A 13958-nucleotide genomic window follows, 5' to 3' on the forward strand; every position below is an offset into this window, starting at 1 on the left:
TTACGAAATGAGCCATAAACGGCTGCGTCCAAAACCTGCCCCGATGCTTTGGGGGCAATGAATTTAATACAGACTTGATAGTCATTTACAACAATGCAAACAGGTTTTTAGACCTGACGGGTTTATTGGGGCAGGTTTTGTGAGTCCCCTAAAAAACTCTTACTTCGCGGTTCTAACATTATTCGTATGAATGTTGTAATTACCGGCGCATCACGTGGACTGGGAAAAGCTGTAGCCCATGCATTTGCTCAAAATGGTCATAATCTATACCTGACCTCGCGTAGTGAAGTGGCTTTGTATAATGCCGTTGAAGAACTGATGACGGCTTATCCTGCCATTATCATTAAAGCGAAAGCATTTGATCTTGGTCAAAAAGAACAGGCGCAGGCTTTTGGTAAATGGATGCTTTCGTTTCAGGTTCCTATAAATGTGCTGGTAAATAATGCCGGTTTGTTTGATCCGGGAAGCGTGTACAATGAGCCGGAAGGTACGCTGGAACATATGATGGCGGTAAACCTGTTCAGCGCTTACCATGTTACCCGGTCGGTTATCGATCATATGATACAACAAAAAAGCGGTCATATTTTTAATATGTGCTCCATTGCTTCTTTAAAAGCATATCCCAATGGAGGAGCCTACAGCATAAGCAAATATGCGCTGGCGGGGTTTTCGACCAACCTGCGCGAAGAAATGAAGCCATTCAATATAAAAGTAACGGCGGTTTATCCCGGTGCAGCTTATACCGATTCGTGGGAGGGCAGTGGCGTAAATCCCCAACGTATTATGCAGGCCGATGATATTGCAAAAATGATCTATGCTGCTTCGCAGCTGTCGCCACAGGCTTGTGTAGAAGAAATTACCCTAAGGCCACAGCTCGGAGATCTTTAATCAACAGGCAATAAGCAACCGGCAATGGGCAATTGGGGAGAGTAATTCTATAATTCGGAAGCCATTTTGCTAATTGCCAATTGTAAATTGTCAATTGGTTCAACCGTTCATCGCTTTAACGCACCTTTAACGCTAACATTTTTACCGGCCTTTGCAGGCAAAATTTATATTTGTTATGAGAGCAGCATGTATTGTCAATGAAAAGTAATTAGTATCAGAAAAAATATACATATCAGTTTATTATGGCTGGCTTTGTGTTGTGTGATGCAGCCGGTATGGGCACAGGTAAAATTCTATACACTGGTTAGTGAAACTACTATACCCCTTCGTCAAACTTTTCAGGTTCAATATATTGTTGAAGGCGCCGCCAGCATCGGCCATTTTAATTTGCCCCGCTTTAAAGGGTTTGAAGTACAGAGTGTATTTGATTATTCTACTTCGACCAACTTACGAAACGGAGTAGATAGCTATTCAAAGATCATCGTATTGCTCGCTACCAAAAAAGGGCGGTTTCCCATACCCGGTGCCAGCGCAGTAATTAATGGTAAACCCATGCATTCGAAACCACTGGAAGTAGTGGTTAAACAGAGTGTGCCCGGTATGAATAATATTAATCCCGATGATATCGACACCGAGCAGGAATCGGTATTGCATCCGGGCGAGAACATAAATGATAAAATAGAAAAGAACTTTTTTTTGCGGGTTGAATCCAATAAAACCACCTGTTATGTGGGTGAACCGCTGATGGTGGTTTACAAAGCCTATTTGCGCTTAAATGCCAATTCGCAGGTGGTAAGACGGCCTTCACTAACCGGTTTTAGTGTAATGGAAATGGTAGATGCGTATGATGGTAAACCCGAAATCGAGAGGTTTAACGGGCGGTTGTATTACACCAACCTTATTCGTAAAGTGCAACTGTTCCCTTTACAGGAAGGAAACTTCACGCTTGACCCTGCCGAAATTGAAACCGTTATTCATTTTATAAAAACCGATGAATCGGCAGATAAAAGAAATGCACTTGGTAAACTTTTTAACCGTAACCCCACGCCCTATTTTCCGGTGGCCATTAATCACCGAACCATATTACGCACAAAGCCGCAAACCATAACGGTAAAGCCATTACCAATTACCAATCAGCCGGATGATTTTTCAGGGGCGGTGGGCCAGTTTTCGCTGATGGTAAAAGTGCCGTCAACACCCATTCACACGGGCGATCTGGTAAAAATTCAGGTGTCGGTAACCGGTAGCGGAAATATATCGCTGCTAACACCGCCTTTAATAAAATGGCCCAAAGGCGTTGATACGGCCGAACCGTCGGTTAAGGAAAATATTAATAAGTTTGTTTTTCCGTTAAGCGGTACCAAAACATTCGAGTATACGTTTGCGGCCCCCGACACCGGCGATTATACTATACCTGCCGTACATTTTCCCTATTACGATCCTGCAGAAAAAAGATATAAAACGGCTTCCAGCGATTCCATCATACTGCATGTTTTGCCGGGTGTAAAGAAAAACGACGTTGTAAATGATAAAACAGTTACCGTTCGCGAGCCCGCTATTCGTCCGCAGTTTTATTGGTTTGCTTTAATAGCAGTTGTCATTATTGCCTGCATTGCCTACCAGGTGATTTCGTTAGGTAAAGGAAAGAAAACCGAGCCTGCAAAAACTGCCGTTACAAAAACCGAAACTACGCTGTGGCAAAAACCGGCTGCTGAAATTCTCGCTACTGCACGGCTGGCATTAAAGCACGATCACCGGCCAGGCTTTTATAACGAAGTGCAGCAGGCTTTATGGAATGTGGTGGCTGATAAATACAAGGTGTTGCCTTCTGAAATGAATAAATACCATCTTACCGAACTGCTGGTACAAAAAGGTATACCGGCTGCTACCATTCAAAACATTTCATCGGTACTTGATGAGTGCGAATGGGCCTTGTATACACCAACAACCGATATAAACGATATGGCCGCCCTGCTTTCAAAAACCGAAGTGACATTAACCGACCTCCAGAAATATTGAATAATGAATATCCAATATCGAATGTTGAAGTTAAAAACAAAAGAGGCTAACTGATTTGCCTTTACTTCAAAATTCATCATTTAATATTCGATATTCTATATTATTCCGTGTATTTATAGCCAACACCGCGTACTGAATGAAAATAACGGGGGTTACGACTGTCGTGCTCGAAATATTTGCGAAAGTTCAATATGAAGTTGTCGATAGTGCGGGTGGTTGGGTATACATTGTAGCCCCAAACGGTTTGTAATATTTTTTCACGCGGCACCACATCATTTTTATTCTCGAACAACAGCTTCAGCAGCATAGCTTCTTTTTTGCTTAGCTGTATGTGTTGCCCTTCTTTGGTCACAGCCTGCTGGGCATCAAAATCAATGGTATGGCCGCCAAACTGATAGGTATTGCCCACCGAATCCTTGTCCTGCATCTTTTTATTCTTATCTATCAGCTTTTGTACGCGCAGTAATAATTCTTCGAGGTTGAATGGTTTGGTAAGATAATCATCGGCGCCTTTTTTTAAACCCAATACCCGGTCGCTACTGGTGTTTTTAGCGCTAAGTATCAGAATAGGCACATGATTATTTTGCACTCGTACGGTTTCGGTAATGCTAATGCCATCTACATCGGGCAGCATAACGTCGAGTATGATGAGGTCGAAATATTCGCCCTGTACTTTTTGAAGTGCTTCGCCACCGGTGAAAGCCGAAGTAACTTCGTATCCTTCCAGTTCAAGGTTCAGCTTAAGCGCTTCGTGCAGATTTTCTTCGTCTTCGACCAGTAATATAGATGGTTTATTGCTCATGGGCATGTTTTACGGTGAAACTGACCATAAAATTACTGCCTCTGATTAAATTATCGGTTACTCTGATGTGTCCGTGATGATCTTCTACAATCTTTTTACAAAGGTATAAGCCCAGGCCTGTGCCTTTGGTGGTGCGGGTGGTTTCGTTGCCTATGCGGTAAAATTTTTCAAATACCGTTTTCTTTTCATCATCGGGTATACCAGGGCCTTCGTCGATCACCTGCAGTAAAATGGTTTTGCCTTTCTGATGCAGCCGGCATTCGATAGGGCCGTCTTTGGGCGAATACTTCACCGCATTTTCGATAAGGTTGTTTACCATTATCTGTAACAGTAAAGGGTCACCGTTAAAATCTATTTCGGGTTCAATATCGCATTGCCAGTGCCTTTCGGGGAACCGGTTTTTAAAATCGGTGAAGGCTGTTTTTACCAATTCCGAAAAGTCAAGCTCTTCTTTGGTGATGCGGTGCCGCCCGCCTTCGAGCTGTGACGATACCAGTATGTTGCTGGCAAGGGTATTCAGCCGGTTTATTTCCTGCAGGGTGGCTTGCAGCATCTTTTGTTTTTTTTCTTCGTTGAGCTGGTATTTGAGCAGGGTTTCGAGGTTGAGCTTTGCGATGGCAATTGGTGTTTTGAGCTCATGGGTGATGGCCATCATAAAATTTTCCTGCTGATGCTGTAACCTGATTTGTCGCCGTACTGCCTGGTAAACAAAAATGGAAGCAAATAATATTACAACCAAAAAAATACTTCCTTCCCCAATGTATTGAGCTGTTTTGAGTTTTTTTTCTTCGATTATCGCTTTGTATTTATCCTGAAAGCCGGGATCATCCATTTTTAACTCACTCAGTTTATAGGCTGCCATTTTATGGCTTTGTTTTTCGAGGGCTATAAACCAAAATACCAGTGCTGTTACAATGTATAACAGTAAAAACCAGTATACAACGCTGGCTACTACAAGTCGTTTTTTAGTAAATACATCCATTTGTCAACATATGAGGCTATTTAACTTTTTCAAGGCGAATGCCAACATTCATGACATTTTTTAACGGATCTTCCCGCATGATGTTTTCGAGTTTAAAGCGATAGGTGCCTGCGCTTAACCGTTCGGGAGATTGTGGCGGCGTAATAAGAATGCGGTGTTCAAAAATATCATCCATGCCGCTCCCCAGCCAGCCTTTGCTATCGGTAGCCAGTTGCAGGTTTAATGGCTGGTTATGGGTAACACCTGAAGGCGATTCGGTATGCACGTTTAACCAGATGTTTTTGTATCGGTAGGCATCGGTATGGCGAATAACGATAAAAATATTATACCTGCTTATGGTATCCTGTATATCAAACGTTATTTCGGGTTTATACCGGCTGGCCCACACCTGTTTGGGTATAGTGGCATTTTTTTCAAAAACATCTACCCGGGTGCAAGAGGCAGAAAGCACGAAGTATGAAGTAAGAAGCAGGAAGCAGGAAATATAATAACAGCTGATCTTTTTCAAGCGAACAGTTTTTACAAAGATAAGTAAGGAAGGCAGAAGGTACAAGGTATAAGGTTTAAGGTATAAGGTGTTTCGGTTCATGCTTTGGTTACTAATCACTTGCCTCCTGATTTTTAAAAAGTAAAGTATCGGGTAGTCTGAAAATAATGAACAAAGCAAAAAATGCGGCAACCACCTTAAACTTTAAACCTTATACCTTAAACGTTGGGCCTTACAACACGTTTAAAACCTGTTCTTTTGCTTTTTCGAGTTCGTCCTTCATCAATACTACACATTTTTGAATAGACGAATCGTAGGCTTTAGCGCCCGTTGTATTTATTTCCCGACCTATTTCCTGCAGTACAAATGATAATTTTTTACCCTTTCCTTCTTCTGGTTCGCCGAGTATGGTTTTGAAGTATTCGCAGTGGGTTTTTAACCGAACCTGTTCTTCGCTGAGGTCGATTTTTTCGATATAATAAATCAGTTCCTGTTCAAGGCGGTTAGGGTCGTAGTTTTCTTTACCCACATGTTCTTCGAGCACTTTGGTTAAACCTTCTCTGATCTTTTGTTTGCGTAAAGGTTCAAGGGTGGCAATGATTTCCTGTTGCTTTTGAATATTGCTTATACGCAACAACAGGTCGGCCTCCATGATCTTTCCTTCATCAAGCCTGTGCATAGTCAAATTTTCCATGGCGGCTTCTATCACTTTTTCAAAAGCGTCCCATTCTTCGTCGGTTAGGGTATCACCGGTAGGTGTAATTACTTCGGGTAACTTGATAAGGGTGCTTAAAATATGCGAAGGATCGAGATTTAATGCCTGTGAAAGTTCGGCAATGGGCTGGTAATAAGCTTTTGCCAGATCGGTATTGATGCTAACCGGTTTGGCTGCGCCGCTTTCTTTTAAGCTTATGGTACAATCGATAGTTCCCCTTCCCAGTTTTTTAGATAACAACGATCGTATATCAAATTCAAAGGGCTTTAAAAAAGCCGGTATTTTTAATGATAGCTCAAACTGTTTTCCATTCAGTGATTTAATATCAACCAGGAAAGTTTTATCTCCCACGGTTTGTTCACTTCTTCCAAAGCCGGTCATTGATTTCAGCATAACGTTCCTTTTTTTAGCAAGGTAATGAAATAAGTTCTACAAGTTTCAGGGTTAAAAGCATAAAGCCGTAAGCCATAGGGTACAGGAAACTAATTAAGGGTCCTGTATTGCGGGGTAAATAGTTCATGTATCGGGGCCATTTGTAAGATAGTATAAAGTTGGGTAATTGATGCAACAGTTTTTTGGGGTATTACCTTTAGCCGTTCAACCAAATAATCGGGTATAGATGTCATTTTTATTCATTTCACGCATATCGCCGGGTAATAAACCTTCTATAGTTACTTCTGCAATGCGATAACGGATCAGGCGAAGGGTAGGAAAGCCGGTTTGAGCGGTCATTTTTCTTACCTGTCTGTTCTTTCCTTCGGTTATAATCAGTTTAATCCAGCTTGTAGGTATTTCTTTTCTGAAACGAACAGGCGGATTTCGATCAGGTACCAAAGGTGTGTTGGTAAAACGCGTTGCTTTACATCTTTTGGTACGGTATTTTTCATTGTTGATGGTTATTGTAACCCCAGCCTGCAAATCATCGATAGCCTTTTGATGAATGGCTCCATCTACCTGAACCCAGTATTCACGTTCGTGCGAGAACTTTGGATTCAGTAACCGGTGATTGAGCGTTGTATCATTGGTAAGAATCAATAATCCTTCACTGTCATAATCTAACCGGCCTACAGGATAAACATCAGAAGGAACTTTAAAGTAGTCTTTCAATGTTTGCTTTCCTTCGGAAGAAGTGAATTGTGAAAGTACCTGATATGGTTTGTAAATGATAAAATAGCGATGCATACAAAAGAAAATCTCCCGGTGAACCGGGAGATTTATTATGTGGATGGGTTAGTAAGTACCGGGAAATAAATTTCCCTCCACAATATTAAAAATAATTTTGTCTATCTAAAAAAAAATTCTAATAAATTTTATTCACATTTTTTTTAAGTAATGGGGAAAAGCGAAGCATGAAAGAACAGTTACAAGCCATGTTAAACACAAAATTGGAATGCTATTCAGGATAAACTGTTTGTTTTAATTTTTATGCATCTTCTGAAACCATTGCCCACAGCAGGTTGTATGCAATGATGCATTATAAGCTATGATAAAGGGTTATTGAAGTGAAGATATAAGAGCTAACTATCTGTACATGCATTACAGTAAGAAAAAACGATCGGGTAAACGGGTAGCTCTTTTTAATTTTTGGGCAAAAAGATCATTGAAAGGGTTAAATAGTGCCATAACAACCCCTTTACGAACGTTAAGCGGTTATAAAATACATGTTAATGAAGCCGGATTAGTAATAAACAAACGAGGTGATAGCAAATTCACCATAGTAATCGTTATCTGAATGGCTGATATAGCAGAAAACATGAAACTGAAAGCAATTATTAGCTGCCTGTGTGGTGTGAGTACGTTACTTTTGCGAAAATTCGATGGCATATGAAATTTCCTTCTCCTGTTTCGATACAATGGATAGCTGAATTAATAGGTGCAGAGCTTACAGGCAATACTGCAGGTATGGCCACCGGCATAAATGAGATTCATAAAGTAGAACCCGGCGACCTGGTATTTGTTGATCATCCCAAGTATTACGATAAGTGCATACAATCTGAAGCAACTTTCATTATCATTAATCAGAAAACTGATTTTCCTGAAGGTAAAGCATTGCTGATCGTTGATCAGCCATTCGAGGCATATCAAACTATAGTTCGTCATTTTCGTCCTTTCAAAGCTGCCGATAAACCGGTAAGCGATTCAGCCGCTATTGGTGAAGGAACTTATATAGCGCCAAACGTTTATATAGGGCATGAGGTAACCATTGGTAAAAATTGTTTTATAGCACCCAATGTTACTATCATGGATTACTGTGTGTTGGGCGATAATGTAGTTGTACAGGCAGGAACGGTTATCGGGTCTGATGCTTTTTATTATAACACAAAAAAGAACCGCGATGTATGGTATAAAAAAATGCTGAGCTGCGGCAGGGTGGTTATTGAAGATGATGTTGAAATAGGCGCCGGCTGCACCATCGACCGCGGGGTATCGCACGATACGCGCATTGGTCGTGGTACTAAACTCGATAACATGGTTCACATTGGTCATGATACGGTATTAGGTAAAAACTGTTTACTGGCTGCCCAGGTTGGTATAGCAGGTGCAACTACGCTTGGTGATGGTGTAATATTATGGGGACAGGTTGGCGTTTCAAAAACGCTCAGCATTGGTGATAATGCAGTGGTGCTTGCCCAAAGCGGGGTAGGGTCAACGCTTGAAGCAGGTAAAATTTATTTTGGATCACCGGTTGAAGAAGCAGGTATTAAAAAAAGAGAATTAGTTTGGATAAAGCGGATACCTGAAATATGGGAGCGGTTAAAATCTATAAAATAATGGCCACGGGTAATCGGCGACACAAATATTCCGCCACGGGCGGGACCACTGATTGCACAGATGAACACAGATAATTTTTCGATTCAGTCACCAAAACATATAACAAGCGTTCTCAAATTTTTACATGCTGTTTTTTCTAATATAACTGGTAGTATTTATAGAGAAAGGATTAAAAATCAAGACATCAGTGTTCATCTGTGTCATCAGTGGCAAAAAAAATCCTCCGCGAAGCGGAGGATTAAGAATTTAAGTGGCGGGTTTATTTAAATTTCGACAAAAATTCATCTTTCTTTCGCATCGAAACTTCAATGGTGGTACCATCTTCCATTTCGATGGTGCCGCCCCGGCCCCGGTTATATTTTTTAATAAAGAAATGGTTGATGATATACGACTGATGCACCCGCGAAAAGTTTTCGACCGGTAAAATATCTTCAAACTCCTTTAATGTGCGCGATACCATAATTTTCTGCTGGTCGTGCATGTACACAAACGTATAACTGCCCCTTGCTTCGAGCCAAACAAGATCGTTTATATTCACGAATACCAGTCCATCGAGCGTAGGAAGCGCTACCTTTTGTAAAACCGGTTTGCTTACGTTGAGGTTGTATAATAATGTGTCGATTTTACTGGTTATATTTTTAGTTTTAATGCGTTCGGCGGCTTTTTGTACGGCCGATTGCAGCTCTTTAATATTTACAGGCTTTAATAAATAATCCAGGGCCGAATATTTTATGGCATTGATGGCATAGTTATCAAAGGCGGTAACAAAAATAATTTCAAAGTTTACCGGCGACAGGTTGTTTAATAGTTCAAAGGCATTCCCAAATGGCATTTCAATATCCAGGAATACCAGGTCGGGTTGCGTGTGCAGGATCAGCGCCTGTCCGGTGCGGATGTTTTCTGCTACCCCTATTACTTCAATCAGCGGGCAGTACTTAAGCACCAGTAGTTTGAGCGCTTCAATATTGTTTGGCTCATCGTCAATAATTACGGTTCGAATCATTTCTTATGGCTTTTAGGTTAACAGTAGCGGGAAAACGGATAACGATTCTTGTACCCGCAGGTTGATTAAGTGCATCTGACAAGTCGATAATTTCAATTGTTATAGGATTGGCCATCTGTCGATTTAATATGTTTATACGTTCGGCGGTTAATGACATTCCTTTTGATTGGTATTCAACATGCATTTGCGATTTAAATGCAGCTGCTTTTTGTCTTCCGATGCCATTATCCTGTATAATGCATATGAAATCGTCGTTGCTTTTTTGAAATTTTATATCAATCCTTCCTTCACCATTTTCTTTATAGCGTACACCGTGCCGTATGCTGTTTTCGATATAGGGCTGCAGTATCATGGTGGGTATAGTTGCCAGCTCGCGGTCGATGTCGGGATCTAATTCAATGCTGTAGCTGAATGAATGGCCAAAACGCATCATTTCAAGCTCAAGGTATCTTTTCAGGTATTTTATTTCACTGGCAACCGAAATGGTTCCTTTTTCTGAATTGTCGAGCGTTTGCCTGATCAGGTGGGCAAATTCGGTTAAATACCAGTTAGAGGCTTCGAGGTCGTTGGTGATAATGAAGTTTTGAATACTGTTGAGGCAGTTAAAAATAAAATGCGGATTCATCTGGGCCCGCAATGCCATTTGCTCCAGGTCGTTCAGCCGTTGCTGAAGGGCTGTTTTTTCCTGCTCCTCTTTACGTATGATGCTAAAACGCCATGCTACCAGTATCCAGGTTATTAATATGGCTACGGCAATGATCAAAATCTGAAAGGGCAGGGTTTGCCAAAAGGCGGCTTCTACAATAAATGAAATTTTTATAGGGTTGCTTACGATCCCTTTTTTGTTCACGGCAATCATTTCCAGTTCATAATTGCCCGGTGGCAGGGAGGGATATTCCAAAACGTTTTGCCCTGTTGAATCCCAGTTGTCGGTTAATCCTTTTAAGCGATAGCGGTACCAGATATTACCACCAGATCTAAACGAAATGCCGGCATAAGATATTTTTAAACTGTTTTCGCGGTGTTTTAACCGGTAACTGCTCTGTACAGGTTGCGATTTATTGCTGACAGATATATCCAGTATTCGCAGGTTGCATTTTGAATAATCCGATACTTTGGTTTCGTCGAAAAATGTGAGGCCCATGGGAGTGCCTACATAAATTTTATTGCTGTCAACATAAATGGCATTAATGATATTGGTGGGTAATCCGTCGGTACTGCTATAGGTAACTACGGGATACGGGGTTTGACTGATATTTATTTTGTTGAGGCCTTTATCGGTTCCTATCCACAAATAATTATTATAGGCAAACAGGGTTCGGCATATATTACTCGATAGCCCCTCGCGGGTAGTTATCTGGTTAATAACCTCATCGTTTTTCATACAAATAACACCGGCCCCGAAAGTGGCTACCCATAGGTTGCCATCCTGCGATTTGGCAAAATAGCTGATGCGTTGTTTGAGTGAACTAAAAACATCGCCCATATACCGCACCTTCTTATCTTTTGTCATGATGTACAGTCCGTTTACGGTACCGATGTAATACTCGTTATTATAAAAACATACCGCCGTGGTTCGATAAGGCCACAGGGTATCCTGTATCGATAAATTTTGGGGATTTACCAGCACTGTCCTTCTGCCGGTGCCTACCAGTAACTGGTTGCTGCTTATCTCGTCGACTGATTTTATTGCATATACAAAGGGGTTATATAACCGCTTTGCGGGACCTTCTTTTACCAGCAGGCCATCTGCGCCGGCAATTAATCCTCCGTCTTTCAGCTTTCTTAAATAACCTATTTTATTAACTGAGTTAAAGTTGATGGCAGTCTTGAATTCCTTATCGTAATTAAGGGTATCTACCTTCGATCCGTTGATCATGTATATCTTTCCAAAACCTGTGCCTGCATATATTTTATTATTCAGTTTCGTCAATGAAAAGATTTCGGAGGTTTGGCTTTTTTTAAAATAATATGTTTTGAATTCTCTGGAAGCGAGTTTATAAACGCCTTCGCCAAGGGTAGTGAACCAGATGTTCTTTTCGTTATCAATCTTTGCATGGCTTACCTGTTTTCCTTTCAGAAACAGTTCTTCATACCGGTCGAATGTGGTGGTATCCATCATCCATGAGCCGGAATAAGTATTTGTAAACAGCACATTGCTCATGTTCGGCGTAAAATCCATCGGGTTTAAGCCTTTAAGCGTCAGGGTAAAGTTCAGAACGCTTGTATGTAATATTTGAATTTTAACCAAATCGCAGGAAATGGGTGTCATCTTGCCATCTGCAAGCGTATAACAGGCACCTGGCACCGACAGCTCAAATCCTTTACCCCGGGTATTAGCTCTAAAAACATAGCTGTTTCTTTTCGAAACGTCGAGGTTATACTCTTCTACCACCGAATCGGCCCTTACTACGGTAAAACCTTTGTCGGATACAAATGCAACGCTATGGTCGGCACTTTCGCGAAAGGCGCCGGTAATAGAAATGAGGTTGATCTTTTTTAGAATGGGGTCGTTTTCCTGGTTATGTATCTTGCCATTGTAATAATAACAAATGGCGTTTTTAAAGGGCGCCATCCATATTCTTCCCTTTGTATCGGCAAAAAGCTCCAGTATTTCAGTTTCGGGCAATCCGTCGGCGGTAGTAAAATTTTTAAAATGGGTACCGTCGAACCGGCTGATGCCTGCTTCGGTAGCAAACCATATAAATCCGTCATTATCCTGGCATAAATCGTAAACGGTAGAGCCGGCCAATCCATCTTTAACGTCGTAGTGAATGTAGTTATATTCCTGGGCAAGGGAGGAGTAACCAGTTAACAAACCGGATAATAGCAGCATTGCACCAATAAAACGTTTAACGATCATAGAAAGATCGGCTGCTATAATGATAAGGATCCCCATAAGCGACTGGTTAATGCCAATGGCCGGTATATTCAAAGGATTAAATCTAAAAAAACCGGGTTGGGTTATTCAGTTTTGAAGGTATTAAAAAAAGCCTATCCGGCTTATTTTGAAATGCAAAGATTTTATTAATGTGTACGGCGGGTGGGTTCCCGCCTACTTATATTCGTAATCGTATGGTAATGATTCGGCCAGTTTTTTCCATGCCCAGTACCCGGTGTTGGTTACATCATATTGGTCATAAAAATAACCGTTCTTTTCAATTACAAAGCCATTGGCAATGTCGAGCACGGTGATTTGAAAACGGGTGTTTTCGGGCAGTTTGTATTCAACCAGAAACTGTTTATCGGGTAATACACCTTTATAACTGATGCGGTAGCGGCCTGTCCAGTTAATTTCTACATCGCCGCTGTCTTTTACATAATCATGGTCGTTATAAAAATTGGTAATGAAGGTTCCTTTGGCGCTTTGGGGGTCATCTTCGAGCTTTTCTACAATAAAACCGTCCTGTGCTACCGTACTATCGTAAAAAGCACGCATGAAGTGCAGACGTGAGCCGAGGTAGGTGTGTGCCCGGTTCTTTTTCCAGGTATTTTTTACTTCTTCGGTGCTGTCTATTTCCTGGTACAGAGACGACCCGGTGTATTGGGTAATGTCTTTTGCATAATCGTAAGTGAACGAATCGAGCTGATACCGTATCCTGTATCCCAGGGCGTAATTCGAAATAATGAGGTCTTCGCGCGTCGTGATCTTCAGGCGGTTCCTTTTTTTCGAATAAAAGAAACGTAGCGCCTGGGGATTTTCAATTTTGCATTGGGCCGAAAATCCGGTATTGCCAATAAAATTGTCGGTGAAAAATTTTCCGTATTTGTTTAATCCATCAGGGTCTTCGCTGCTGGCCACAACGGCAACTTCCGACAATGCCTGTTCGGCTTTCGATAATTCTACTACCATCGTGTCGTTTATTGGCTGATTGTTGCTGATGCGGATCATTCTTTTTTCATAACCGGTATAGGTAACTACCAGATCGTACCCTCCGTTGGGCAAACGCATATAAAACAACCCCAGATTATTTGAAACAGTTCCCTGTGTGGTATTTTGACAATAGGCCGAGGCACCCGGCAGGGGCTGTCGTGTTGCAGAATCAAGTACTTTTCCAAATACAACGAATGTTTTTTCCTGTGCCAAAACATGGGTACAGCTGGCAGCGAGCAACAGCAGAACAAATAAATTTTTCATTTGATATTTATTTTAGGCTACGGATTTAAGGTTGACCCTCGGTGAACAATTGAACCTGAATCGATGGCAATCTGATGATAGTTACAACGTTTTGAGGGCATTGAAAGTATTGCCGGCCCGTTTTTCAGTGGTTATTGATGGTTAAATTTCTT

The 13958-nt window shown here is 41.4% G+C and carries 11 protein-coding genes; 3 read left to right on the forward strand and 8 right to left on the reverse strand.

The genetic code is table 11. The features are described from left to right. Nucleotides 1-186 precede the first annotated feature (186 nt). Both AC59IL_RS12230 and AC59IL_RS12235 read left to right on the forward strand, forming a co-directional pair. Nucleotides 187-888: an SDR family oxidoreductase gene (locus AC59IL_RS12230; RefSeq protein WP_496552411.1), complete on the forward strand. Its 702-nt coding sequence runs from the start codon at nucleotides 187-189 to the stop codon at nucleotides 886-888. A 264-nt stretch (nucleotides 889-1152) separates the two neighbouring features. Next, entirely contained in the window at nucleotides 1153-2907 is a 1755-nt protein-coding gene (locus AC59IL_RS12235; RefSeq protein ID WP_496552509.1) for a BatD family protein, read from the forward strand. Between the two features lie 100 nt (nucleotides 2908-3007). On the opposite strand, the gene AC59IL_RS12240 is transcribed toward AC59IL_RS12235, so the two are convergent. The 5 genes from AC59IL_RS12240 to AC59IL_RS12260 all read right to left on the reverse strand — a co-directional run bounded on the left by AC59IL_RS12240 (nucleotide 3008) and on the right by AC59IL_RS12260 (nucleotide 7075). Continuing rightward, nucleotides 3008-3709: a response regulator transcription factor gene (locus AC59IL_RS12240; RefSeq protein WP_496552412.1), complete on the reverse strand. Its 702-nt coding sequence runs from the start codon at nucleotides 3707-3709 to the stop codon at nucleotides 3008-3010. Then, nucleotides 3699-4691 (reverse strand): sensor histidine kinase, encoded by a 993-nt coding sequence (locus tag AC59IL_RS12245; RefSeq protein WP_496552413.1) that lies wholly within the window; start codon nucleotides 4689-4691, stop codon nucleotides 3699-3701. Before AC59IL_RS12245 ends, AC59IL_RS12240 begins: the two co-directional genes overlap by 11 nt. Nucleotides 4692-4707: 16 nt before the next feature. Further along, nucleotides 4708-5199, reverse strand: coding sequence for a gliding motility lipoprotein GldH (locus AC59IL_RS12250; protein WP_496552414.1), 492 nt, complete (start codon nucleotides 5197-5199; stop codon nucleotides 4708-4710). Between the two features lie 211 nt (nucleotides 5200-5410). Next, complete coding sequence (locus AC59IL_RS12255; RefSeq protein ID WP_496552415.1) at nucleotides 5411-6286, reverse strand: YicC/YloC family endoribonuclease; 876 nt, start codon at nucleotides 6284-6286, stop codon at nucleotides 5411-5413. A gap of 204 nt (nucleotides 6287-6490) precedes the next feature. After that, entirely contained in the window at nucleotides 6491-7075 is a 585-nt protein-coding gene (locus AC59IL_RS12260) for a pseudouridine synthase (protein ID WP_496552416.1), read from the reverse strand. 642 nt (nucleotides 7076-7717) lie between these two features. Here AC59IL_RS12260 and AC59IL_RS12265 point away from each other — a divergent pair. Then, nucleotides 7718-8665 carry a UDP-3-O-(3-hydroxymyristoyl)glucosamine N-acyltransferase gene (locus tag AC59IL_RS12265; RefSeq protein WP_496552417.1) on the forward strand — a complete coding sequence of 316 codons (948 nt, stop codon included), beginning with the start codon at nucleotides 7718-7720 and terminating at the stop codon, nucleotides 8663-8665. A 259-nt stretch (nucleotides 8666-8924) separates the two neighbouring features. On the opposite strand, the gene AC59IL_RS12270 is transcribed toward AC59IL_RS12265, so the two are convergent. The 3 genes from AC59IL_RS12270 to AC59IL_RS12280 all read right to left on the reverse strand — a co-directional run bounded on the left by AC59IL_RS12270 (nucleotide 8925) and on the right by AC59IL_RS12280 (nucleotide 13806). Further along, nucleotides 8925-9668, reverse strand: a complete 744-nt coding sequence (locus AC59IL_RS12270) for a LytR/AlgR family response regulator transcription factor (RefSeq protein ID WP_496552418.1) — start codon at nucleotides 9666-9668, stop codon at nucleotides 8925-8927. Then, nucleotides 9646-12567, reverse strand: coding sequence for a sensor histidine kinase (locus tag AC59IL_RS12275; RefSeq protein ID WP_496552419.1), 2922 nt, complete (start codon nucleotides 12565-12567; stop codon nucleotides 9646-9648). Before AC59IL_RS12275 ends, AC59IL_RS12270 begins: the two co-directional genes overlap by 23 nt. A 156-nt stretch (nucleotides 12568-12723) precedes the next feature. Continuing rightward, nucleotides 12724-13806, reverse strand: a complete 1083-nt coding sequence (locus AC59IL_RS12280; RefSeq protein WP_496552420.1) for a carboxypeptidase-like regulatory domain-containing protein — start codon at nucleotides 13804-13806, stop codon at nucleotides 12724-12726. Nucleotides 13807-13958: the final 152 nt, after the last annotated feature.

The organism is Niastella sp. sgz303648 (genome assembly GCF_059587045.1).

Coding starts and splice junctions, on each gene's coding strand:
- AC59IL_RS12230 (WP_496552411.1), top strand. CDS start 187: ATGAATGTTGTAATTACCGGCGCATCACGTGGACTGGGAAAAGCTGTA.
- AC59IL_RS12235 (WP_496552509.1), top strand. CDS start 1,153: ATGCAGCCGGTATGGGCACAGGTAAAATTCTATACACTGGTTAGTGAA.
- AC59IL_RS12240 (WP_496552412.1), bottom strand. CDS start 3,709: ATGAGCAATAAACCATCTATATTACTGGTCGAAGACGAAGAAAATCTG.
- AC59IL_RS12245 (WP_496552413.1), bottom strand. CDS start 4,691: ATGGATGTATTTACTAAAAAACGACTTGTAGTAGCCAGCGTTGTATAC.
- AC59IL_RS12255 (WP_496552415.1), bottom strand. CDS start 6,286: ATGCTGAAATCAATGACCGGCTTTGGAAGAAGTGAACAAACCGTGGGA.
- AC59IL_RS12260 (WP_496552416.1), bottom strand. CDS start 7,075: ATGCATCGCTATTTTATCATTTACAAACCATATCAGGTACTTTCACAA.
- AC59IL_RS12265 (WP_496552417.1), top strand. CDS start 7,718: ATGAAATTTCCTTCTCCTGTTTCGATACAATGGATAGCTGAATTAATA.
- AC59IL_RS12270 (WP_496552418.1), bottom strand. CDS start 9,668: ATGATTCGAACCGTAATTATTGACGATGAGCCAAACAATATTGAAGCG.
- AC59IL_RS12275 (WP_496552419.1), bottom strand. CDS start 12,567: ATGGGGATCCTTATCATTATAGCAGCCGATCTTTCTATGATCGTTAAA.
- AC59IL_RS12280 (WP_496552420.1), bottom strand. CDS start 13,806: ATGAAAAATTTATTTGTTCTGCTGTTGCTCGCTGCCAGCTGTACCCAT.